Origin of the sequence: Halobacterium sp. DL1 (assembly GCA_000230955.3) — an archaeon.
Taxonomy (GTDB): Archaea; Halobacteriota; Halobacteria; order Halobacteriales; family Halobacteriaceae; genus Halobacterium.
In genome coordinates this window covers 1,820,284-1,843,556 of sequence record CP007060.1, presented here as the reverse complement: position 1 = coordinate 1,843,556, position 23,273 = coordinate 1,820,284, and the positions used below count along the sequence as shown (strand labels likewise).

The following is a 23,273-nucleotide window of genomic DNA, read 5'->3' as shown; positions in this document are numbered from 1 at the left end:
GTCACGCCGACAGTGCGGCCTCGACGGCGCTCGCAGCCGCGACTAGCGCGGCGTCCTCGCCGGGCGCGCCGAGCAACTGGAGGCCCACCGGGAGGCCGCTCTCGCGGCCGCACGGGAGCGAGAGCGCGGGCGCCCCCAGGAGGTTCGCCTGGCGGACGTTCACCGACAGCGGCGGCCGGTCCTCGACGCCGTCTGCCGCCCGCTCGGACCCCGACAGTGGCCACTCCCCGACGGCCGGTGCCGTGATTGGCATCGTGGGCGCGAGCAGCGCGTCGTGCCCCTCGAGGGCGTCCCGGTAGCCGACCGCGAAGCGCTCGCACTCCGCGAGCGCCCGGTCGTAGACTTCGCCACCGCTCTCCGAGAGCAGCGCCGCGCCGTCGAGAGCGTTCTCCACCACCCGGTCGCAGAACCGGTGGCGGGGGTCGGACCCGAGAACGCTCGCGACGTCCGAGTGCCACGCGGCGTCGACGCCGACGCCGTCGAGGGGCGTGAGCCCGGCGAACAGTGCGGCGGCGAACTCGACGTTGGCGAGGGCGTCCCACGCGGGGGCCGTCTCGTCGAACCGCGGCATGGAGCAGTGTTCGACGGACGCGCCGGCCGCTTCGAGCGTGTTGACTGCGCGCTCGACGTGGCCACGCACCGCCGGGTCGACGTGGGGCCCAAGGAACTCGTCGGGGAGCCCGAACGAGCAGTCCGCGACTGCGGGCGAGTCGCCGGCGCCTGCAGCGAGGCGACCGACGGACCTGCCCAGCGTCGCCCGGTCACTGCGGTGTGGGCCGGCTAGCACGTCGGCGACGCGGGCGGCGTCCCGCACCGAGTCCGCGAGCACGCCGACCTGGTCGAGGGAGGGCGCGAGCGGAACGACGCCGGCGCGCGGCACGGCCCCGGCCGACGGCTTGTAGCCGACGACGCCACAGAACGACGCGGGAATCCGGACGCTACCGCCGGTGTCGGTGCCGAGCGCGGCGTCCACCAGGCCGGCGGCGACGGCGGCACCACTGCCCGCCGAGGACCCGCCGGCGACGTGCGCGGAGTGGCGAGGGTTCCGCGTCGGCCCGAACCCGCCCGTCTCACCGGTCGGCCCGTAGGCGAGTTCGTCCATGTTCGTCTTCCCCACGAGCGTCGCACCGGCGTCCAGCAGTCGCGAGACGACGGGCGCGTGCCGTTCGGGCGTCGCGTCCTCGAACGCGCGGACCCCCGCCGTGAGCGGGACGCCCGCGACGGCGACGTTGTCCTTCACCGCGAGGTCCAGGTCCCCGAGCGGCCCGCCGTCGCCGACGAGCGCGAACGTGGAGACGAAGGCGTTGAACTCGTCCGCGGAGAGGTCCGGGTCGACCGTCACGTCGGTGGGCGTCGGCGCGGACTCGCCGTCCGCCATTCCGAGTGCGTCGTACTCGTCCGGGACGTCGCGCCAGTCGTCCACGTCGCTGCTGTCGAGGGAGCACCCGAGAAGTTCGCCAACGGTACGGACGTGGTCCGCGTTTCGCATACCGGAACGACCGCAGGAGAGGGGATAAACGTTCGCTCGCGTGGCCCCGGCGGGGCCGTCTACACGCCGTCGGCGGCGACCCGCTCGATGGACGCCGCGAGCACGTCGACCGCCACCGGTAGCGAGCGCTCGTCGACGTCGAAGGTGGGCGTGTGGTGGGCGGTCGGGTGGTCCGTGCCGACGATGGCGTACGTGGCGGCACCGCCCTGCTCCTGGACGGCCTCCATCAGGAAGGTCGCGTCCTCGCTCGCGCCGAAGTCGGCGTGCTGGAGCACGCTGTCGACCCGGTCGTCGTGGTCGGCCACGTCGGCGACGAGTGCCGCGAGTTGGGGGTCGCTGTCCGCGCGCGGCGACTCGCTGACGACGTCGAAGTCGACCGTGCAGTCGTGCATCTCCGCTGCGGACTCGAAGACGCGGCGCATCTCGTCGCGGGCGTACGCCATCAGTTCGGTCGTCTCGCCGCGGGCCTCCGCGAGCACGTGGGCCCGCTCCGCGATGATGTTGCTCGCGGTGCCGCCGCCGATCTTCCCGACGTTCACGCGCGTCATGCCGTCGGCGTGGCGCGGGATGCCGTACGTGTTCTGGACGGCCGTCGTCAGCGCCTGTATCGCGTTCCGCCCCTCGTTGGGGGCGACGCCGGCGTGTGCTGATTCGCCGTGGAACGTCGCCTCGACGTGGCACATCGCGAGCGGTTTCTCGATGCCGCCGACCACCTCGCCGGTCGGGTGGCCGAGGCCGAGGTGGACCGCGAAAAGGTAGTCGATGCCGTCGACGTGCTCGCTCTCGGCCATCGGCTTCCCGCCCCCGGAGGCCTCCTCCGCCGGCTGGAAGAAGACGGTCAGGGCGCCCTCGAAGTCGCTGTCCTTGATGGCCTCGATGACGCCGACCCCGATGGTCATGTGGCCGTCGTGGCCGCAGGCGTGCATCGACTCGACGTACTCCGAGCGGAACCCCTCCCGCTCGGGCGCGTGGGCGTCGTCCTCGGACTCCTCGACGAGCAGCCCGTCGATGTCGACCCGCAGGCCGACGTGGGGGCCGTCCCCGGAGGCTATCCGCGCGACGACGCCGGTGTAGCCACCGTCTAATTGGGAGAGCACGGAGTCGTCGACGCCCGCCGCGGCGGCGCGCTCGTACCACTCGCCGAGTTCGTCGTCCTCGGGGACGGCCATCCGCTCGTCGGGGTCCATCGCCGCGCGCCCCACGTGCAGTTCGTCGACGCCGACCGACTCCAGTTCCGCGACCAGCCGACAGGTCGTGCGGAACTCCCGCCACGCCGGTTCGGGGAACCGGTGGAGTTCCCGCCGCAGCGTTCGCAATCGCTCGGTGTCGGGCATACTAGTTGGCGGCCGTCGCTTCGATGGCGTCCGCGATGATCTCCGTGCCGACCTCGGCCTGCTCCTCGGTGAGCACCAGCGGCGGGAGCAAGCGGAGGACGTTGCTGTACTGGCCGGCCGTCCAGACGAGGACGCCGTGCTCGTAGCAGTACTGCTGGATGGCGTCCACACGGTCGTCGTCCGGGTTCCCCTCGTCGTCGACGAACTCCGCGCCGACAAACAGCCCCTTCCCGCGCACCTGGCCGAGCCCCGGGTCGTTCTGCGCGGCGTCCCGGAGCCGGCTCCGGATCTGCTCGCCTACCTGGGTGGCGTGGTCGAGCAGGTCGTGGGACTCGATGTACTCGATGGCGCGCAAACCGCCGACCATCGCGGGGACGTGCCCCCGGTAGGTGCCGGCGTGGTCGCCGGGCCCCCACGTGTCGAGTTCCTCGCTGTAGAGCGTCCCGGACAGCGGCTGGCCGTTCCCACCGAGGGCCTTCGCCATCGCCATGGCGTCCGGCGTCACGTCGTAGTGGTCCGAGGCCCACCACTCGCCGGTGCGGCCCAGACCGACCTGGATCTCGTCGAAGACGAGCGGGAGGTCGTTCTCGTCGGCGATGTCGCGGAGCCCCTGCAAGAACCCCTCCGGCGGGACGATGACGCCGCCCTCGCCCTGGATGGGTTCGGCGAAGATGCCTGCGGGGTCAGCCATGCCGCCGTACGGCTCTTCGACGATGGAACGCACCTCCGCGAGTGCGTGCTCGACGGACTCCTCGGGGTCACGACCCTCCTGGAACGGGTAGGGGAACGGCGCGTGGACGACGTCCGACAGCAGCGGCGCGTACGGTTTCTTGAACTTCTTGTTCGACGTGATGCTCATCGCGCCCGAGGTGGCGCCGTGGTAGGAGTTCCGGAACGCGAGGAGGCCGTTGCCGCCCGTGTTGTACTTCGCGAGCTTGATGCAGGCCTCGATGGCGTCGCTCCCAGTCGGGCCGCCGAAGACGACGCGGCTGTTGCCCGAGAGGCTGCCGGGCGCAATCTCGTCGAGCTTCTCGATGAGGTCGAGTCGGGGCTGGGTCGGGAAGTCGACGGTGTGCGTGAGCTTGTCGATCTGCTCGTGGACGCCCTCGTTGACGTAGGGGTTGGCGTGCCCGACGTTGTAGACGCCGATGCCCGCGAAGAAGTCCAGGAAGACGTTTCCGTCGACGTCCTTGAGCGTCGCGCCCTTCCCCTCCTCGAAGGCGAGCGGGATGTTGTTTGGGTAGGCGACGGCGCTGCTGTCGACTTCGGCCTGTTTCTTCAGGAGGCGGTCGGAGTTCGGCCCGGGCACTGAGTCGACCGAGGGTGCCTCTGCGTAGTGGAGTTCGTGAATCGGTGGTCCGGCCATACGACCACCCAGGTGGCACGCCCACAAATAGATTGTTCACAGGAACCAGTGTTTCCGTAGTCAGAAACTGACCGTCTCGCGCAAGGTTTATGCGAACACTCCACGAGGGTCCGAGTGAATGAGTGAACTCGTCCCCTTCCGGAGTAGTGAGTACGAACGGCGGGTCGACCGGACGCGCGAACGGATGCGCGAGGCCGGCCTCGACGCCCTGCTCGTCACCGACCCCGCGAACATGAACTACCTCACGGGCTACGAGTCCTGGTCGTTCTACGTCCACCAGGGCGTGCTGCTCACGCTCGACCACGACCCCGTGTGGGTCGGCCGCGAGATGGACGCCAAGTCCGCGGAGGTGACGACGTGGATGGACGACGACCACGTCCTCTCCTACACGGACGACTACGTCCAGTCCCCACACGACAAACACCCCATGGACTACGTCGCGACGGTGGTCGAGGAGTTCGGCTACGACGACCGAACGCTCGGCGTGGAGATGGACGCCTACTACTACACCGCGAAGTCCCACGCGCGCCTCACCGACCAGCTGCCCGAGGCCGACACGGAGGACGCCACGCTGCTGGTGAACTGGGTCCGGCTGAAGAAGACCGACGCGGAGATAGCGTACATGGAGCAGGCCGCACAGCTGGCCGAGACGGGGATGCAGGCTGCCGTCGACACCATCGGCGAGGGCGTCCGCGAGTCCGACGCCGCGGCCGCCATCTACGAGGGCCTCATCGGCGGCACCGAGGAGTTCGGCGGCGACTACCCGGCCATCGTCCCGCTGATGCCCTCGGGGGACTACACCGGCACCCCGCACCTCTCGTGGTCCGACCGCGAGTTCGAGAACGGTGACCCCGTCATCGTCGAACTCGCGGGCTGCAAGCACCGCTACCACTGCCCGATGGCGCGCACGCTCAGCGTCGGCGAACCAGACCCCGAGATGGCCGAAACCGCCGAGGTCGTCAGGGGCGGACTCCAGGACGCTCTCGACGCCGTCGAACCCGGCGTCACCGCCGAGGAGGTCGAGGCTGTCTGGAGCGAGAGTATCGCGAAACACGGCATCGAGAAGGACTCCCGCCTCGGCTACTCGACGGGCATCGGCTACCCGCCGGACTGGGGCGAACACACCGCCAGCCTCCGGCCCGGCGACGAGACGGTGCTCGAGGAGGACATGGCCTTCCACATGATTCCGGGCATCTGGTTCGACGACTTCGGCGTCGAGATCAGCGAGACGTTCCGGGTCACGAAGAACGGCGCGGAGACGCTGGCGGACTTCGACCGCGACCTCTTCGTCGTGTAGGCGAGCCGACTTTCCGTATTCAGCCGGCGATGACGACGTTCTGTAGTTCTTCGCCAGAGTCGCGGGCGTCGTAGTTGTGCGCGAGGATGTCCGCGAGTCGGTCCCAGTGCTTGGGGGTGTGGCCACCCGTGTGGGGCGTGATGAGTGCGTTCTCCAGCGTCCAGAGCACGTGGTCCTCGGGGAGCGGCTCGGGGTCGGTGACGTCCAGCGCGACGCCGCGCAGGCTCTCCGTCTGGAGCGCTCCGACGACGGCGTCCGTGTCCAGAATCGGGCCGCGCGCGGTGTTGACGACGACGGCGTGCGGCGGCAGCGTGGCGAGTTCGGCGTCGCCGACCAGTCCCCGGGTGAGGTCCGTGAGCGGGCACGCGACGACGAGGTAGTCCGTCCGGGCGAGCGCGTCGTGGAACTCGCGCTCGCCGAAGCCGATGACCTCGTCCGTCGGGCCGCCCTTCTCCGGCGTGTACCGGACTCCGATGGTGTCGACCTCGAACCCCTCGAGGCGCTGGGCGACTGCCTGGCCGATGGACCCCAGGCCGACGATGGTGACCGTCGAGTCGGTCAGTTCGAACGACTGGAAGTGCCGCCACTCGCGGTTCTGCTTGCGCCGCCACCCCTCGTGGAGGCGGCGGGAGAACGTCAGGATGTTCCCGATAGCCTGCTCGGCGATGCCGGGCGCGTGGATGCCGCCGGCGTTCGTGACGGTGACCCCGCGGGCCTCGAGTTCGTCAGTCGGGAGGTGGCCGGTGCCGGCGAACGCACACGCGAACAGTTCCAGTTCCTCGGCGGCGTCGAGCAGGTCCTCGTCGATGCCCACGCCGGTGACGACCGGCGCGTGCTGGACGAGTTCGCGCTCCTCGTGAGGGGTGCGGGCGTGGCGGACGTCGGCGTCCGGCAGGCGCTCGCGGATGGCGTCCGCGTAGTCGGCCATGTCCAGGCCCTCCGTCCCCTCGCGGAGGACGACGACGTCGGGTGCGTCAGTCATCGGCGACCTCCGCGACGGCGTCGTTCAGCAGCGAGGTCCCGAGGTCGACCTCGCGCTCGGTGACGTCCAGTGGCGGGAGCAGGCGCAGCGTCCGGGTACCACAGCCCAGCGTGAGCAGACCGCGGTCCAGTGCCGCCGCCACGACGGCGTCGCGCCGTTCCTTCGTATCGTAGTCGACCGCCGCGAGCAGCCCGAGGTTACGGCTGTCCTCGACGCAGTCGTGGTGGGTGTCGAGCGAGTCGACGAGCGCTGCGCCGCGGGTCTCCGCGTTCGCCAGCAGGTCGTGTTCGTCGATGGCTTCGAGCGTGAACGCGCCCTGCATCGAGGCGATGACGTCGCCGCCGCCCCACGTGGAGCCGAGGCGGTTCTTCTCGTCGGGGAACAGCTCCGAGCGGCCGACGGTCGCGCCGACGCGCAGCGCCTTCCCGGCCGCGATGATGTCTGGTTCGAACGGGTAGTGGTCCGAGGCCCACATCGACCCGGAGCGACCGACGCCGGTCTGAATCTCGTCCACGATGAGCGGGATGTCGTACGTCTCGGAGACGCGGCCGACCTCGCGCGCGAACTCGTCGCTCGGGAACCGGTAGCCGCCGACGCCCTGGATCGGTTCGATCACGAGGAACGCGACCTCGTTCGGGTCGACGTGGCCGCCCGGCCCGAGGAGGGTCTCCAGTCGCGACTGGCCGCCCGCCCAGAACCCGCACGTGCAGTCGCCCTCGCAGGCGCAGAACGGCACCTCCCGGATGCCCGACAGCTCCGGGAACTTTCGCGTGTAGACGCTCTTGGCTCTCGTCAGCGACAGCGCGCCAAAGGTCCGACCGTGGAACGCCCCCGTGAACGTGATGCCGTACTTGGGGGCGTCGCAGTAGTCGTAGGCCACCTTCATCGCGTTCTCGATGGCCTCCGCGCCGGAGTTCGAGAGGAACACCGTGTCCATGCCGTACTGGCTGGACCGCTCGGTGAGCTCCTGCATCAGCTGGGTCGACCCGGGGAACTCCGGGTCGTCGACGGTGCCGCTGCCGAAGTAGAAGTCCTGGCCCGCGATCTTCAGCGGGTCGACGAGGTCGAACTCGCTGAGTTTGTCCAGAACCTTGGGGTTGTTGTACCCGAGCGGCGCGGCGCCGATGTGGCACGTGAAGTCCATCAGGACGTTGCCGTCGAGGTCAGTCACGAACGGCCCCTCGGCGTCGCCGGTGACGTCCCAGACGAACTCGTGTGAGTACTCGCTGGGGGCCGCGACGTCCTGGTGTGCTGCGACCCAGGCTTCCGACGCGTCGCCGGAGCGCTGGTCGGCTGTGGGCTCGGCCGTCTCCCTGTTCATACACGGAATTTGTCTAAATAGGTCTTAAGTCTTGTTCTCGGTAGTCAGTAAGTGATTATGCCCTGGGGAAGGAACGGAATTTGTGATGGTCAAAACCTATTTGGGCGCCGGCACGAATAGGGCAGCATGGCAACAGACGACGGGGGGAAGCGGACCATCGCCTCCGTAGACAAGGCGCTCCAGATTCTCGAAGCGCTCCGGAGTATGGGCGGGGCGACGCTCGCGGAGTTGGCCGGGGAGATCGACCTCTCGAAGGGCGCGCTCCACACCCACCTCGCGACGCTGCGCGACCACGGCTTCGTGGAACACCGGGGGGACAGCTACGCGCTCGGTCCCGCGTTCCTCACGTTCGGGGAGTACGTCCGGAACAGCGTCCCGCTCTACCGCGCGGCGAAGGGCGAGGTGGACGAACTCGCCGTGGAGTCAGGGGAGTGTGTCCACCTCATCACCGAGGAGAACGGCCTCGAGTCGATCCTCTACGAGTCCTTCGGGGACCGCGCCGTCGGCAGAGAGTTCTTCATGAAGAACCGGGAGGAGACGGACCGACACCTCCACTACTCCGCCGCCGGGAAGTCCATCCTCTCGGAGTTCGACGAGGACGACGTCGACGCAGTCATCGACCAGCACGGCCTCCCCCAGCACACCCCCTACAGCATCACCGACCTCGGGGAGTTCAAAGCCGAACTGGAGACGGTCCGTGAACGCGGGTACGCCGCGAACGACGAGGAGGACCTGCTCGGCATCCGCGCGGTCGGCAGCCCGATTCTCGGTCCCAGCGGCGACGTACTGGGGGCTCTCAGCCTCTCGGCGCCGACGAGCCGACTCCAGGACGAGCGGTTCACGGAGGATCTCCCCCGCGTCGTCAAGGAGTACGTCAACATCATCGAGGTGAACCTGCAGACTGGGGACATCTCCATGTAGGATTTGCTCTGGTCAAATACTGGTGGCGATTTCACCAGCTATCCTGCCTTCTATTACAGACGTATGTACGTAACGAACTACCTGATATCGCCCGTGGGGCTATCAATGCGTTTGACGACAACAATTCTCACATTCTCTCGAACACAACTAGGGTAAGCGGTCAGCGGCGGGTGGTCAGCCGAGGAACCTCGCCTCGAGGAATCTGACGATAGCGTTCGCAGCGAGTCGCTGCGTGGACTCCGTCGGGTCGAGTTTCGGCGCGACCTCCATCAGGTCCATCGCGCCGATCTCGTCGTACTCCCCCAGAACGTCCATCGCCTCGAGGAGGTCCGCGCTCGTCAGCCCGCCCGGCTCCGGCGTCCCGGTGCCGGGGGCGTAGGCGGGGTCCACACCGTCGATGTCGACGGTGAGGTAGACGCTGTCCGTGCCGTCGGTCGCGTGCTCGACGGCGTCCCTGACGCACTCCTCGATGCCGCGTTCGTGGACCTCCGGGGCGGTCCGGACGTCGATGTCGCGGTCGTCCACGAGGTCGGCGAACTCCGGCCCCTCGTACCCCCGGATTCCAACCATCGAGTGGGTCTCGTAGGAGCCGTAGTCGGTCTCGTCGATGCGCGCCATCGGTGACCCGTGGAAGTGCTCGCCGTACAGCGTGCTCGACGCGACGGTGTCGCTGTGCGCGTCGATCTGGACGACGCCGACGGGGCCGTCGACGCTCCGCGCGTACCCGAGGAAGGATGGGTACGTCACGTAGTGGTCGCCGCCGAGCACGAGCGGGAACGTCTGCTCGGCTACCAGTTCCACGGCCGCCTCGATCTGGGGGCGAGTCCGTTCGATGCTCGTCGGCACCGTCGGCACGTCCCCGCAGTCCCGAATCTCGATATCCCCGTAGTCGACGGTCTGGCCGGTCTCGACGTTCAACACACCGCCCTTGTAGCCGCCGAGATACGCGTACCAGGCGCTGGCTTCCCGGATCGCTGCCGGTCCGAAGCGGGCGCCAGGTTGCCGGGAGACGGCGCCGTCGAACGGCACGCCGAGCACGCCGACGTCGGCCCCGTCGTCGATGTCCTCGACCGTCGCCTGTTCGGCCTTCAGGAACGTCTGTACGCCCGCGAACGATAGCTCGGGCAGGTCTTCGACGTCTTCCATGGGGGTCCTGTTCTCGGAACGAGGCTAAATAGCTGTGGCGGCGTGGCGAGCGGACGACACGTTCGGTCGCCAGCAGGACGACGCACGTTTCCAGAGGTCGTGGCGCCCTGCTGGAGTCGAGTGGTCTCTGACCGCCGGGCAGACAGCGTGTGTACCGTTCGAATTTCCCCGGCTTGCATATTTTTAAGGCGACAGGTGAACTGTGTTGGTTTGACATGGCACTCTGGTCCGAAGAACAGCCGTCCGAAGATTTCCACCGGGTACTGGCACCCGACGGGACGCTCGTCGGCGACCCGCCAGACCTCGACGACGACGCGCTCAAGGAGCTCTACTGGGCGATGAAGCTCACGCGCGCCTTCGAGGACAGGGCGCTCCGCCTCCAGCGGAGCGGTGAACTGAGCATCATCTCCCGGTGTCGGGGCGAGGAGGCGACGCCGCTCGGCGCGGCGGCAGCGCTCTCCCCCGGCGACTGGTGTTTCCCGCTGTACCGACAGCGCTCCGGGCTCGTCTACTGGGGCGTCCCGCTCGACCGGCAGCTAGCCAACCTGATGGGCGCGGAACCCGAGACCATCGACGAGCACCTCCCGATGGACGACGCCAGGGAACCGCCGGTGAACTTCTCGCCGGGCTACGTGCCCCTCGGCGCGAACCTCCCGAACACCGTCGGCTCCGCGCTCGCCGACAAACTCAACGACCGCGACACGGTATCGCTAACGTTCGTCGGCGACGGGTCGACCAGCCAGGGCGACTTCCACGACGCGCTCAATTTCGCGGGCGTCTTCGAGGTGCCAGCGGTGTTCATCTGCCAGAACAACCAGTGGGCCATCTCGGTGCCCGCACACCGCCAGACGGCCTCCGAGACGTTCGCCCAGAAGGGCGACGCGTACGGCGTCCCCCACGAGCGCGTCGACGGCAACGACATCTTCGCGGTGTACGAGGCGGCCAGGAACGCAGTCGAGCGCGCCCGCAACGGCGGCGGCCCGACGTTCATCGAGTGCGTCACCTACCGCATCGTCGAACACAACACCGCGGACGAACCGAGCGTCTACCGGGACGAGGAACAGCGCGACTACTGGTTAGAGCGCGACCCCATCGACCGCTTCGAGACCTTCCTCCTCGACGAGGGCGTCCTCACCGAGGCGGACGTCGAGGACGTCGAGTCGGAGGCCGACGAGGAGGTCGCGTCGGCCATCGAGGCTGCCCGCGAGGTGCCCGAATCCGACCCCCAGCGGATGTTCGACAACCACCTGCGTGGAGAGTCCTGGAAGCAGTCCCACCAGCGCGCCGAACTCGAGCGCGAACTCGAGGGCGAGAACCCGTTCACCGACTGGACGGGGGAGGGGTTCCAGTGAGCGACGCAGCGGACGTCGACGGCGAGACGAGCGAGCGCAACCTCGTGGAGACCATCAACGAGACGCTCGCCGCGGAGATGCACAACGACGACTCCGTCCGCCTGCTGGGCTACGACATCGGCCCCATCGGCGGCGTCTACCGGACGACCAAGGACCTCATCGACGAGTTCGGCGACGCCCGGGTCATCGACACGCCGCTGTCCGAGAACGGTCTTCTCGGGACCGCCGTCGGCATGGCGATGCGCGGCGAGCGCGTGATTCCCGAGATACAGTTCATGGGGTTCTTCTACCCCGCGTTCGGGCAGTTCATGTACACGCTGGCGAAGATGCACGAGCGCTCCGGCGGCGCCATCGACGTCCCGCTGACGGTGCGGATGGTCTGTGGCGGCGGCGTGAAGTCCAGCGAGTACCACTCCGAGTCGACGGAGAGCTACCTCGTCCACACGCCCGGGGTCCGCGTGGTCTATCCGAGCGGGCCACGGGAGGCGAAGGGGCTGCTCACCGCGAGCGTTCGCCACGACGACCCCGTGGTGTTCATGGAGCACAAGAAGCTCTACCGGACCCACCGCGAACCCGTCCCCGACGAGGAGTACACGCTGCCGCTGGACGAGGCGCGCATCGCCCGCGAGGGCGAGGACCTCACGGTCATCACGTGGGGCGCGATGGTGCGCCAGGCCGAGGTGGCCGCCGACCGCGTCGACGCCGACGTGGAAATCGTCGACCTGCGGACGCTGAGTCCGCTCGACGTCGAGACGGTGCTCGACTCCGTGAAGAAGACCGGGCGCTGCGTGGTGTTCCACGAGGCCCGGCGGACGCTCGGCCTCGGCGCCGAACTGACCGCGGTCATCAACGAGTACGCGTTCGACCGGCTGCACGCACCGGTCCAGCGCGCCACCGGCTACGACGTCCACTTCCCGAGCAACCAGATCGAGGACGAGTACCTGCCGGACGCACAGCGTGCAGAGTACGCCATCGAGGCGGTGATGAGCTATGAGTTCTGAACACCAACAGTTCGAGTTCCGGATGCCCGACCCCGGCGAGGGGCTGACAGAAGCGGAGATAGAGACGTGGCTGGTCGCGGAGGGCGACGCCGTCGACGAGGCGGACGTGCTCTGCGAGGTGGAGACGGACAAGGCCATCGTGGAGATACCCGTCCCGGTCGCGGGGACGGTGCTGGAACTCCGCGCCGAACCCGGTGACGTCGTCGCCGTCGGCGACGTCATCGCCGTCTTCGAGACGGAGAACCCGCCGAGCGACCAGGTCGCCGTCGGGAAGGGGGCGGACTCGGAGGCGGACGCGACTGCCGACGCGGGCGGAGAGTCCGAAGAATCGACCGAGGACGCCGAGAACGTCGAGTCGGCCGTCTCGCCGGTCGACGACGCCGCAGAGGCAAGCGAAACGGCGGATGCGGCGGACACCGGTGCGTCGTCGTCGGGCGAGTCGACAGCCACGCAGACCAGCGACGAGCGCGTGTTCGCGGCGCCGAGCACGCGGCGGTACGCCCGCGAAGAAGGCGTCGACCTCGCCGCCGTCGATGGGTCCGGCCCGGGCGGCCGCGTCCTCCGGGCGGACGTGGACGCGCACAGCCAGCAGGCCGCGACCACGGAGACGGGCAGTGAGGCCGGCCAGCCCGCGCCCCCGTCGAGCGGAGCAGCAGCGAGCGAGGCCGAGGGCGAGGACGCCGACGCGCACGGTGAGGTCGTCCGGCGGCCGCTGAGCGGTCTCCGGGAGACCATCGCGGAGAACATGGTGGAGTCCAAGCAGACGATTCCCCACGTCACCTCCGGCTTCGAGGCGGACGCCACCGAACTCGTCGCGCTGAAGGAGCGCCTCGACGAGAAACTGGACGCACCTGTCTCCTACACCGCGCTCGTGATGAAGGCCGTCGTCCCCGCGCTCCAGGAGTTCCCGACGCTGAACGCCACTATCGACGACGAGGCCGGGGAGATCGTCGAGAAGCGCTACTACAACCTCGGCGTCGCGACCCACACCGACGACGGCCTCATGGTGCCCGTCGTCCACGACGTCGACCGGAAGTCGGTAGCGGAACTGAGCACCGAACTCGGCGACCTGGCCGAACGGACCCGCGAGCGCTCGGTGGACGCCAGCGACCTCCGTGGGGGGACGTTCACCGTCACGAACACGGGTAGTCACAGCGAACACGGGACGTTCGGCACGCCAATCATCCGCCACCCCGAGGTGGCCATCCTGGGGATGAGTCGCATCCAGAACAAGCCCGTCGCCGTCGACGACACCGAGATGGAGGTCAGGAAGGTGTTGCCGCTGACCCTCTCCTTTGACCACCGCCTCGTCGACGGCGTCACCGCCGCACAGTTCGCCGAGTACGTCATCGAGGCCATCGAGGACGCCGACGTCCTCGTCTCGCGACTGTAGCGGCTACCGCCGTGTCACCGGGTCGCCGTACCGCGTGACGCCCTCTAGCTCCCACGAATCGACATCGTCGAAGGCGTCCCTGGCGATGACGCGCTTGTGGACCTCGTCGGCGCCGTCGATGATGCGGAACTGCCGGACGTTCTCGTAGAAGTCCGCGATGGGGAGGTCCTTCCCGATGCCGTTGCCGCCACAGACCTGCAGCGACAGGTCGATGGCGTCCTGGACGGTGTTCGCGGCGAACACCTTGCACATCGACACCGGGACGCGGGCCTGTTCGCCCTCGGCGATGCGTTCGGCGGCGTGCCGGACCATCGTGCGGACGGCGTGGAGGCGCGTCTCCGCGTCGGCGACCCGGTAGCGGAGGTCCTGTTTCTCCGAGAGCGGCCCGTCGAAGGCCTGCCGTTCGGACGCGTACGCTTTCGCGATGTCCAGGGACCGCTGGCCCATCCCCGTGTACCGCATGCAGTGGGTGAGCCGAGCGGGGCCGAGACGCAACTGGACGTTCTGGAAGCCCTCGTGCAGGTCGCCGAGCAGGTTCTCCTCGGGGACCCGGACGCCGTCGAATGTTATCTCCGCGTGGCTCACGCCGGCGACGCTGCCGCCGACGTGCGGGATGTCACGAACGACGTCGACGCCGTCGGTGTCCTTCGGGACGAGGAACGTCGAGCAGCCCTCGTAGGGGTGGGCGTCTGGGTCGGACCGGGCGAACACGATGAGGACGTCGGCCTCGGTGCCCTGCGTCGTCCACCACTTGTGGCCGTCGATGACCCACTCGTCGCCGTCCTTCCGGGCGGTCGTCCGGATCATCTTCGGGTCGGAGCCCGCACCGTCCAGCGGCTCCGTCATGCAGAACCCCGACCGGATGTCGCCCGCCGCGAGCGGTTCCAGCCACCGGTCTTTCTGTTCGTCGGTTCCGACGAGTTCGAGGAGGTGCATGTTGCCCTCGTCGGGCGCCGCGACCCGCATCGCGTCCATCGCGACGAGACTCCGGCCGGCCTGCTCGAAGACGGGGAGCATGTCCCGGAAGTCCAGTCCCATGCCGCCGTACTCGGTCGAGAGCTGTGGGGCGTAGACGTCCCACTCCCTGGCCTCCTCGCGGAGCGCCGCGACCTGAGTCTCCGTGGCCGGCTCGCCCCCGAGCAGCTCCCGCTCGACCGGGACGACGACCTCGTCCACGAACTTCCGGGTCCGTTCGGCTACCTCCTTCGCCTGGTCCGAGTCACCGTACTCCATACGTCCCGTTCCGAGCGGACCGGCCTAAGTGTTGTTCCGGACGCCGACTGGGGTGACCGGAACTTATTCGTGGGAACCCGTCGCACGTACGAACAGTGAACGCGCGGCGGTCTGGCCGCCGTGCTCGTCCCTCTACTATGACCACTGGTGATTCGGACGACACGTACTTCGACCGACTCGTCGACGAGGACGCGCTCGAGGCGTACCTGCGGGCGAACCTCGGGGAGACCGAGACGTTCGACATCGAGGTTCACCAGGCCGGCCACTCCAACGAGACGCTGTTCCTGACGTGGGGTGACCGCGACCTGGTGCTGCGCCGACCTCCGCCCGGAGAGACGGCGGAGAAAGCACACGACGTCCTCCGGGAGTACGAGGTGCTGTCAGCGCTCCAGTCGACGGACGTCCCTCTCCCGGAGACGGTGCTGGCCTCCGACGACCACTCCATCATCGGGAGCGACTTCTACCTCACGACGCGAATGGCGGGCGACGTCATCCGGGAGACGGAACCCGAACGGTTCGGCACGGCGGACCACCGCCGGACGCTCGGCGAGGAACTCGTGGACACGCTCGCGGCCATCCACGAGGTGGACCACGAGGCGGTCGGTCTCGGCGACTTCGGTCACCCGGACGGGTTCACGGAGCGCCAGGTCGAGCGGTGGACGAAACAGCTCGACTGGGCCTTCGAGGTCACCGGGGAGGTCCGCGAGATTCCCCGCCTGGAGACGGTCGGCGACTGGCTCTCGGCGAACGTCCCAGAGCAGACGGACGCCGCGCTCGTCCACGGCGACTACAAGCTCGACAACGTGATGTACGCCCCGGGCACGCCGCCAGCGGTCGTCGGTGTCCTCGACTGGGAGCTGGCGACCCTCGGCGACCCGCTGACGGACCTCGGGTGGTTGCTTGCGTTCTGGCGGGACGACGGCGACCCCGAGCCTTCGGTCCCCGAACTCCAAACGACGATCACCGAGCGCCCCGGCTACGCGACCCGCGCCGAACTCGTCGACCGCTACGAGCAGCGGACGGGCGTGAATCTCGAGCACGACCGGTTCTACCGAACGCTGGCGGTGTACAAGCTCGCGGGACTGGGCGAGATGTTCTTCCGCCGGCACCTCGAGGGGAACAGCGACGACCCGCTCTACCCGGTGATGGAACACCGCGTCCCGGACCTCGCGGAGCGCGCCATGCGGATTATCGACGGCGAAGAGACGCTGTAACGGACCGTCGGGACGCGATGATTACGAAAACGAAACGATTATTTAGACGAGCAGTGAAATGCGGAGTTCTCGACCACCGAAGAAATCGCCATGTCGACGCTGTTGACGCTGCTCTCGGCGTCGTTCTCGCTCGCTACGTAGAGAACGGCGAGCGATGGGCAGCGCCACGGTGGACTCAGAATACGTGTGGCGTCACGTCCGTCTTCTCCAGCCAGTCGCGGATCACGTCGTCCACTCCCGCTCCCATCGCGGTTGGGTCGGTGTAGAACCACTCGCCGTCGCCGTAGGCCGCGACGAACGGGTCGTCTGGGTAGAAGTCGATGGGGCCGCGCAGCGACGGGTCCACGACGAGGAACTCGCGGCCACCCAGAGCGAGCGTGTCCACGCTGTAGGGTACCGACGGCACGTCGTCGGATTCGACGCCGAGAATCAGGTGGCCCGCCTGGAACAGCAGCGCGGTCTCGCAGTCGAACGCCGCCGACAGCAGTCCGGCCAGCAGGTAGGTCAAGTCCTTGCAGTCGCCGACGCCCGCCACGAGCGTCTCCTCGACGGTGCGGTGGTAGTCGTACGTGTCCAGCGACTCGGCGTCCCGTGCGTAGCGAAGCCCCTGCACGAACCGCACGACCACGTCGAAGCGTTTCCCCGCGTCGAGGTCGGCCAACGAGAACTCGTCCTCTTCGTCCTCGCCGCTCGCCTCCCTGGAGATACACCGTGCGTCCTGCGCCAGCGTCGCGGCGAAATCCCTCGCGACCGGACTCGACAGCGACCCCTCGTAGGTGGTCGTGTAGCCGCGCTCGGCGGCAACCGCGGCCTCGTGGGTGGACCGACGGAGCCGGTAATCCACGGCCCAGACGTCGCCGTCCTCGTTCTGCCACCGGTACGTCAGCGCGTAGTCGTTGCCCGAGAGCCGACGCTCGAACCGCGTCCCCCGGACAGCAGGGTGCGCGTCAGTCACCCGGTCCGCAGGGACGACCTCGCTTCCGGTCGCGTCCGCCCACTGGAACGGCGCGGACTCGCAGAGGTAGGCCGCGACCTCGTCCTCTCCAGCGGGCCTGACGTACACCTCGTAGAACCAGGCTCCAGGGTCGCGGTTTTCGCGCGGGACCGCGACGTCGACCGTCGCCGACCGACCGCCCACCGGCGCTTGCAGCCCCTCGCTGACCCCGCGGCCCAGAACTGCTCCGGTCGGATACTCCCGGCGGACTACGACGACCTCGAACCCGGACCGCGGTTCGTGGCAGGTAACCTCCACCGCCACGTCCGTGCCCGCGACGCGAGTCACCTCACCGGAGATGTCCTCGTCACGCGGCGGTAGGCTACCGCCCGAGCGGGCCGTCTCCCCGCCCAGACCCAGGTTCCGCTGGGCGAACAGGACGGACCTACGCCCAAGTAAAGCACCGCCTACTGCGGCGCCCCGGCCCAGGAACTGGCGGCGGTGCATGGTCCGCCATTGGACCTGACTGACTTAACGTCCTATCACAGTAGACTGACGTTATCGGGAGTAAGCGGGGCTTACTGGGGCGAATTGAAATCATCTGGTATGTAACTAGCCGGCAAAGTACGGTACGTGGAATGCACCGCGACGACAGGGGTGACGGTGGAACAGGTATCAGAAAATCAGTGTCGTCCGGAGCGCCTCGCGGACCGCGCCGCACCCGCGCTACTCGGTGGGGACGAGTCGGTGGACCGCGCCGCTCTCGCCCCTCGGCGCTGCCGACCCGGTCGTCGCGACGTACAGTTCGTCGTCCTGGTCCCGCCCGAACGCGAGCAGGTACTGGCCCGGCGGGTTCTCCCCGGCGTGCCCGAGCGAGACGCGCTCGATCGGCCAGAGCCCCTCCTCGGCGGGCGTCGCGACGTAGACGTCGCCGCCGGACTGCCAGTCGCCGAAGACGTACCGTCCCTCGAGCCCCGGGATGGCGCTCCCCGAGTAGCGGTAGCCGCCGATGACGGAGACGCCGTCGATGTCGCCACTCGAGTGGGAGTACTCGATGACAGGGTTCCGGAGCGGGTCGCCGTCCGGCGTCTCCGACGGACAGTTCTCGGGGGGCGAACCCGGGGAGTTCGCGCTGAAGCAGTGGGTCCCCTCCTTGACGTTCCAGCCGTAGTTGCCGCCGCGCTCGACGACGCTCACCTCCTCGTAGCGGTTCTGGCCGACGTCCGCGACGAACAGCGTCTGGCCCGCGAACGACATCCGCCAGGGGTTCCGGAATCCCCACGCGTACTGCTCGTCGGGCCCCGGTTCGCCGACGAGCGGGTTGTCCTCTGGAATCGCGTACGGCATCCCGTCGCCCGTCTCGTCGACGTCGATGCGGAGGACGCTGCCGAGCAGGTTCGACGTCACGTCCTGTCCGTTGCCGCCGTCGTTGTCCTCGTACCAGTCCGAGACGTGGCCGAGGCCCGCGTCGTTCGCGGCACCGCCGTCGCCCACGCCGACGTAGAGGTAGCCGTCGGGGCCGAAGAGCACGCTGCCGGCGTTGTGGTTCGACTGGGGCTGGGGTATCTCGAGCAGGCGCCGCTCGGTGGCCGGGTCGACGGTCAGGTCCTCGCCGGCCTGGAACTCCGAGAGGACGAACGTGTGGTCGTAGCCGTCGGGCGTCTCGCTGGTCCGTGGCGCGCTGTACCGCACGAAGACGCGGCCGTTGGACTGGAAATCCGGGTGCAGAGCGAGTCCGAGCAGCCCCCGCTCCTCGTAACCGCTGAGTTCGACCATCCGGTCGCGGACGTCGAGGAACGGCTCGTCGCGGACGCCGCCCGATGCCACCACGTAGGCGACACCGACCTGGTCGGCGACGAACGTCCGACCGGAGTCACCGGGACCGAACTCCACGTCGATTGGGGCGGCGAACCCGCCCGCGACGAACTCGGTGCCGACGCTCTCCGGGAGACCTGTATCGCTGGTCGTGCCGTCCCCGGTCGCCGTGTCGGCGGTGGTCGTCGGCTGGGCGGCGTTCCCGCCCGTCTCGCCGAGACAGCCAGAGAGGACGCCGGCGAGGCCGAGTGCCGCGCCCGCTTCGAGAACCGCGCGGCGGGAGAGCCGACGGTCAGTCATCCACCGACCCCGCTGGCGCGGGCTGTTGTCGGCCGTTCGAGGACCAGTACTGCATACGGACGGTACGCCCTCCAGACTGTTAGTGTTTGACACGGTCGCGACGCGGAGGTGGGTGACGGAACTGAGGACGGCTACCGGGACGGCGCGTACGTGTGGGGCCTGCGTCCCGGCGACCTGACGAGCCACTAGATGGCCATTCGGGGCTTCTTCAAGGGCGTCGAGGCACGTAGCGCTCCGACTCGAGCGGCGACGTCTCCATCTCGCACACGCACTGAGCCAGCCCCTCCGTTCTACCCCCGAACGCCGAACACATCTGGAACGCAATCCAAAACCGATATACCCCCGCCGCACTGACTCCCGGTACCCGTGACGAACACGCAGGTCACTCTCGTCCAGCTCGACAACTACGGCCCGTGGACCGTGACGCCGACGCCGCGCCGGGAAGTGGACCTCCAGACGCTCCAGTCGCGCCTCTACGCCGACCTCTCGCAGGCGTTCGGCATGCGCGACGGCTACGTCTTCTTCACGCGCTTCGACAACATGCTCGCGGTGACCAACGGCCTCGACCTCGAGGACCACGCGCGAATCCAGGAGTCGATCCGCAACCGCTACCCGGTCACCGTCAGCCTCTCCATCGGCACCGGGGCCTCCCCCGCAAAGGGTCTCGTGGACGCCACCGCGGCGCTCCAGGACCAGGGGAGCGCACAGGACGCCGAGCGCACGGAGGCGCTGCTCGGCCAGCCCATCGAGGAGTCCGAGCGCACGGACGAGGACGTCCAGATCGCTCACTTCGACGTCGTCGACGCCACCGGGAAGTACACCGACGAACTCGACGCGTTCTCCTCGTTCATCCACATCGAGCAGGGGTACGCGGAACTGATGAAGTACATGCACGACGCCCACGACTCGCTGTCGTTCTTCGTGGGCGGGGACAACATCATCGCGGTCTGTCCGGCGCTGACCGAGGCCGACTACGCCGACGCCATCGACCACGTCCGCGAGGCCGCGGGTGTGGACCTCCGCGTCGGCGTCGGCCACGGAGTCTCCCCCCACGACGCGGGGATGGGCGCGAAACACGCCCTCGAGGACGCCCGCGAGGAGCAGTCCGCCGTCGAGATTCTGGCCGGGCGGTAGTTTTATCGCCGTGGGCTGGCGTCTTCGGACAACTCTAGAGAGACTTTGAGAAACTGTGAACTGTGTACGCTGCCCACCGTCGGACGTGAGCCTGGACGAATGCGACGACCGATAACGCCACCGAAGCATGGAGAAAGCGCTGTGGTACCTGTTCGTGGGGACGAGGGGCGGCGCGAACCGGGCGCGCCTCGTCCGCGCGCTCGACGAGCGCCCGCGCAACGCGAACGAACTGAGTGACATGCTCGACGTAGACTACAACACCGTCCGCTACCACCTCGACAAACTCGCTGACCACGACGTCGTGGAGGCGGGTGGCGAGGACTACGGCGAACTGTACTTCCTCACCGACCGATTCGAGGCCCACCGCGACGCTTTCGAGGACGTCGCGGAACACCTGGAGTGACAATGGCGATGGGAACCGAACTGCTGGCAGCGAGCGCGCTGGCGGCGGTCAACCTCGTGTTGCTCGCGGTCCTCGCGTCGGTGTGGGTCCGCAACTACTTCGAGTTCCGGACGCCGCTCGTTCTGGGACTGGTGGCGTTCAGCGCCGTGCTCGCCCTGGAGAACGGTGTCGCGCTCTACTACTTCTTCAGCACCCAGATGCTCTACTCCGGTGACCCGAGCGTCCAGACGGCGGTGCTCGTGCTACGCGCGCTGCAGTTCGTCGCCGTCGTCGCGCTCTCGTGGGTGACACTGCGGTGAGCGCGACGCCGAAAGGCCGGCACCCGGTCGTTTATCTGGGCGGGGCTCTCACCCGCGAGTGATGCCCGCAGGCGAGCGACTGCCCGGGGCGCCGGACCGCGCGGAGCGCATCGTCCTCCACGTGGACATGGACTGCTTCTACGCCTCCTGCGAGCGCCTGCGCGAACCCGAACTCGAGGGCGAGCCACTCGTCGTCGGGATGGGCTACGAGGCCGGCGAGACTATCGGCGCCGTCGCCACCTCGAGCTACGAGGCTCGGGAGTACGGCGTCGAGAGCGCCCAGGCCATCGGCGCCGCCCTCGATAACCTCCCGCGGACGGCCGAGGAACCCGACAACCCGGACGCGGGCTACTACCGACCCGTCGACATGGACTTCTACCAGGAAGTGGGTGGCGAGGTCAAGGAGATTCTGTACGAACTGGGGGACACTGTCCGCGAGGTGAGCATCGACGAGGCGTACCTCGACGTCACCGAGCGCACCGCCTGGGACGTCGCCGAGGGGTTCGGCCGCCACGTCAAACAGCGCATCCAGCGCGAGGTCGGCGTCCCCGCGAGCGTCGGCGTCGCCCCCGACATGAGCACCGCGAAACTCGCCAGCGACCACGACAAACCCGACGGACTCGTCGTCGTCCAGCCGGACGAGGTCCAGTCGTTCCTCGCACCCATCGAGATCGACGACGTCCACGGCGTCGGCCCGGTTCGGGCGCGGGAACTCCGCGAGATGGGCATCGACACCGCGGGCGACCTGGCTGCCGCCGACCCGTACAAACTCGTCGAGCGCTTTGGTGAGCGCGGCCGCGAACTCCACCAGCGCGCCCGGGGCGTCGACAACCGGCCCGTCGAACCCCGGGGCAAACCGAAGAGTCTCTCCCGGGAGTCCTCCTTCGACGGCGCGACCGACATCTTCGAGCGCGTCCGCGAGCAGGCCCGGACGCTCGGGGAGGCGGTCGCCGACCGCGCCACCCGGAAGGACGCCTTCTACCGCACCATCGGCATCAAGGTCGTGACGCCGCCGTACGACGTGCACACGCGCGCCGAGTCCCTGCCCGGCCCGGTCGACGATTCCGAGTTGGTGGAGGACGTCACCCAGGACCTCCTCGACGAGTTCGCCGACGAGCGCGTCCGGAAGGTCGGGGTCCGCGTCTCGAACCTCGACTTCTCCGAGCGCGAGCAGGCGAACCTCGACGGCTTCGCCGACGCGGCCGCTGGCGACGACGGCACTCTGGACCGGGGGAGCTACGAGCGGGACCGGGAGTCCGACCAGTCGGACCGCGACGGACAGGTGTCACTCGGCGACTTCGAGTAGGTTTTTGGCCCGGCTCCACCTACGGCGCGTGTGAACAAACTCCCGCAGGTCGAGGAGGGGACGTGGCGACTCGCCCGGCACGCCCACGTCGTCGTCTACGACGCCGAGGACGGCGGTCAGCTCCTCACCATCTACGACTGCGGCGCCGCCCAGGCCCCACCCTCGGCGCAGGTCGTCGGCCACCTCCTCCGCACGGACGCCGACCACGAACGCCAGAGCCAGCCGACTGGCTCCATCGTGAAGATGCGAGAGGAGAGCGTACTGCGGGAGCACGACGGCGGCTACGTCATCGAGTCGGCGTGACCGACTCTGCCGTCGCTACACGGAGTCCGTGAGGCCGCCGTCGACGCGCAGATTCTGCCCCGTAACGTAGCTGGCGTCCGACGAGACGAGGTAGGCGACGGCGTCAGCTATCTCCGCGGTCTCCGCGGGCCGACCCATCGGAATCTCGGCGGCCGTCTCGTCGTCGACGTCCCAGCTGTCCGTGAAGCCCGGGAGCACGTTGTTCATGCGGACGGCGTCGGCGGCGTACCGATCGGCGTAGAGCTTCGTGAAACTCCCGAGACCCGCCCGGAGCACCGATGAGACGGGAAACTCCGCGCTCGGCTCGTAGGCCGAGAACGTCGAGAGGTTCACGATGGAACCGCCGCCCTGTTCGCGCATGATGGGCGTCACGAGACGGGCCATCCGCACGACGTTCAACAGCACGAGGTCGAGACCGTCGTGCCACTCGTCGTCCGTGATGCCGAGCAGGTCGCCGGTCGCGGGGTGGCCGGTGTTGTTCACGACGGCGTCGATGCGACCGTAGCGCTCGTGGGCGGCGTCGACGAGCGCTGCGAGGTCGTCACTGTCGGTCACCGACCCCTCGAAGCCGACGCCGCCGAGGTCCTCGGCGACGTCCACGGCGGCGCCTGACTTCGACAGCAGTACCGGCGTGTAGCCGTCCTCGGCCAGCCGGCGCGCGCAGGCCTCTCCGATTCCCCGACCCGCGGCTGTCACGATCGCGACGTGCTCTGTGTCCATGCGCGTCCTT

General features: G+C 68.6%; 21 protein-coding genes. 11 read left to right on the top strand and 10 right to left on the bottom strand.

The annotated features are described in order from the left end of the window. Position 1: 1 nt before the first annotated feature. The 3 genes from HALDL1_11290 to HALDL1_11280 are packed head-to-tail and all read right to left on the bottom strand — an operon-like array spanning position 2 to position 4,189. Positions 2 to 1,489, bottom strand: coding sequence for a glutamyl-tRNA(Gln) amidotransferase (locus tag HALDL1_11290; protein ID AHG04119.1), 1,488 nt, complete (start codon positions 1,487 to 1,489; stop codon positions 2 to 4). Positions 1,490 to 1,548: 59 nt separating this feature from the next. Then, complete coding sequence (locus HALDL1_11285; GenBank protein AHG04118.1) at positions 1,549 to 2,823, bottom strand: indole-3-acetyl-L-aspartic acid hydrolase; 1,275 nt, start codon at positions 2,821 to 2,823, stop codon at positions 1,549 to 1,551. A 1-nt stretch (position 2,824) separates the two neighbouring features. After that, entirely contained in the window at positions 2,825 to 4,189 is a 1,365-nt protein-coding gene (locus HALDL1_11280; protein ID AHG04117.1) for an aminotransferase class III, read from the bottom strand. Between the two features lie 118 nt (positions 4,190 to 4,307). Between HALDL1_11280 and HALDL1_11275 the strand changes: the two genes are divergently transcribed. Next, complete coding sequence (locus HALDL1_11275; GenBank protein AHG04116.1) at positions 4,308 to 5,486, top strand: X-Pro dipeptidase; 1,179 nt, start codon at positions 4,308 to 4,310, stop codon at positions 5,484 to 5,486. A gap of 19 nt (positions 5,487 to 5,505) precedes the next feature. Here HALDL1_11275 and HALDL1_11270 read toward each other — a convergent pair whose 3' ends face one another. Together HALDL1_11270 and HALDL1_11265 are read right to left on the bottom strand one after the other, a co-directional pair. Further along, on the bottom strand, positions 5,506 to 6,468 hold the full coding sequence (locus tag HALDL1_11270) for a 2-hydroxyacid dehydrogenase (GenBank protein AHG04115.1): 963 nt from the start codon (positions 6,466 to 6,468) through the stop codon (positions 5,506 to 5,508). Continuing rightward, complete coding sequence (locus HALDL1_11265) at positions 6,461 to 7,789, bottom strand: 4-aminobutyrate aminotransferase (GenBank protein AHG04114.1); 1,329 nt, start codon at positions 7,787 to 7,789, stop codon at positions 6,461 to 6,463. The genes HALDL1_11270 and HALDL1_11265 overlap by 8 nt, the downstream gene beginning before the upstream one ends. A gap of 126 nt (positions 7,790 to 7,915) precedes the next feature. Here HALDL1_11265 and HALDL1_11260 point away from each other — a divergent pair, with 126 nt between their 5' ends. Further along, a complete protein-coding gene (locus HALDL1_11260) occupies positions 7,916 to 8,710 on the top strand; it encodes a transcriptional regulator (GenBank protein AHG04113.1) in 795 nt (264 codons plus the stop codon). Positions 8,711 to 8,884: 174 nt separating this feature from the next. Here the strand turns inward: HALDL1_11260 and HALDL1_11255 are convergent, their stop codons facing one another. Then, positions 8,885 to 9,856 carry an agmatinase gene (locus HALDL1_11255; GenBank protein ID AHG04112.1) on the bottom strand — a complete coding sequence of 324 codons (972 nt, stop codon included), beginning with the start codon at positions 9,854 to 9,856 and terminating at the stop codon, positions 8,885 to 8,887. A gap of 215 nt (positions 9,857 to 10,071) precedes the next feature. On the opposite strand from HALDL1_11255, the gene HALDL1_11250 reads away from it, so the two are divergent. From HALDL1_11250 to HALDL1_11240, 3 genes are read left to right on the top strand one after another with little or no spacing between them, the layout of a single operon-like run. After that, positions 10,072 to 11,208, top strand: coding sequence for a 2-oxoacid dehydrogenase (locus HALDL1_11250; GenBank protein ID AHG04111.1), 1,137 nt, complete (start codon positions 10,072 to 10,074; stop codon positions 11,206 to 11,208). Continuing rightward, positions 11,205 to 12,209, top strand: coding sequence for a pyruvate dehydrogenase (locus tag HALDL1_11245; GenBank protein ID AHG04110.1), 1,005 nt, complete (start codon positions 11,205 to 11,207; stop codon positions 12,207 to 12,209). The genes HALDL1_11250 and HALDL1_11245 overlap by 4 nt, the downstream gene beginning before the upstream one ends. Then, the gene (locus HALDL1_11240) at positions 12,199 to 13,602 is read left to right on the top strand and encodes a dienelactone hydrolase (GenBank protein ID AHG04109.1); all 1,404 of its coding nucleotides are present in this window, start codon (positions 12,199 to 12,201) and stop codon (positions 13,600 to 13,602) included. The genes HALDL1_11245 and HALDL1_11240 overlap by 11 nt, the downstream gene beginning before the upstream one ends. A gap of 3 nt (positions 13,603 to 13,605) precedes the next feature. Here the strand turns inward: HALDL1_11240 and HALDL1_11235 are convergent, their stop codons facing one another. Further along, a complete protein-coding gene (locus HALDL1_11235; GenBank protein ID AHG04108.1) occupies positions 13,606 to 14,835 on the bottom strand; it encodes an acyl-CoA dehydrogenase in 1,230 nt (409 codons plus the stop codon). Positions 14,836 to 14,972: 137 nt separating this feature from the next. Here HALDL1_11235 and HALDL1_11230 point away from each other — a divergent pair, with 137 nt between their 5' ends. Beyond that, entirely contained in the window at positions 14,973 to 16,049 is a 1,077-nt protein-coding gene (locus HALDL1_11230; GenBank protein AHG04107.1) for an aminoglycoside phosphotransferase, read from the top strand. Between the two features lie 175 nt (positions 16,050 to 16,224). Here the strand turns inward: HALDL1_11230 and HALDL1_11225 are convergent, their stop codons facing one another. Together HALDL1_11225 and HALDL1_11220 are read right to left on the bottom strand one after the other, a co-directional pair. Then, the gene (locus tag HALDL1_11225; GenBank protein ID AHG05305.1) at positions 16,225 to 17,331 is read right to left on the bottom strand and encodes a hypothetical protein; all 1,107 of its coding nucleotides are present in this window, start codon (positions 17,329 to 17,331) and stop codon (positions 16,225 to 16,227) included. Between the two features lie 378 nt (positions 17,332 to 17,709). Next, positions 17,710 to 19,098: a glucose/sorbosone dehydrogenase gene (locus tag HALDL1_11220; GenBank protein AHG04106.1), complete on the bottom strand. Its 1,389-nt coding sequence runs from the start codon at positions 19,096 to 19,098 to the stop codon at positions 17,710 to 17,712. 366 nt (positions 19,099 to 19,464) lie between these two features. Between HALDL1_11220 and HALDL1_11210 the strand changes: the two genes are divergently transcribed. The 5 genes from HALDL1_11210 to HALDL1_11190 all read left to right on the top strand — a co-directional run bounded on the left by HALDL1_11210 (position 19,465) and on the right by HALDL1_11190 (position 22,543). Next, positions 19,465 to 20,232, top strand: a complete 768-nt coding sequence (locus HALDL1_11210; protein ID AHG04105.1) for a GTP cyclohydrolase — start codon at positions 19,465 to 19,467, stop codon at positions 20,230 to 20,232. Between the two features lie 127 nt (positions 20,233 to 20,359). Further along, a complete protein-coding gene (locus tag HALDL1_11205; protein ID AHG04104.1) occupies positions 20,360 to 20,635 on the top strand; it encodes a DNA-binding protein in 276 nt (91 codons plus the stop codon). A 2-nt stretch (positions 20,636 to 20,637) separates the two neighbouring features. Next, positions 20,638 to 20,934, top strand: coding sequence for a hypothetical protein (locus HALDL1_11200; protein AHG04103.1), 297 nt, complete (start codon positions 20,638 to 20,640; stop codon positions 20,932 to 20,934). Between the two features lie 61 nt (positions 20,935 to 20,995). Beyond that, complete coding sequence (locus tag HALDL1_11195; GenBank protein AHG04102.1) at positions 20,996 to 22,240, top strand: DNA polymerase IV; 1,245 nt, start codon at positions 20,996 to 20,998, stop codon at positions 22,238 to 22,240. Between the two features lie 30 nt (positions 22,241 to 22,270). Then, positions 22,271 to 22,543, top strand: coding sequence for a hypothetical protein (locus tag HALDL1_11190; protein ID AHG04101.1), 273 nt, complete (start codon positions 22,271 to 22,273; stop codon positions 22,541 to 22,543). Positions 22,544 to 22,558: 15 nt separating this feature from the next. Here HALDL1_11190 and HALDL1_11185 read toward each other — a convergent pair whose 3' ends face one another. Further along, the gene (locus HALDL1_11185; GenBank protein ID AHG04100.1) at positions 22,559 to 23,263 is read right to left on the bottom strand and encodes a 3-oxoacyl-ACP reductase; all 705 of its coding nucleotides are present in this window, start codon (positions 23,261 to 23,263) and stop codon (positions 22,559 to 22,561) included. Positions 23,264 to 23,273: the final 10 nt, after the last annotated feature.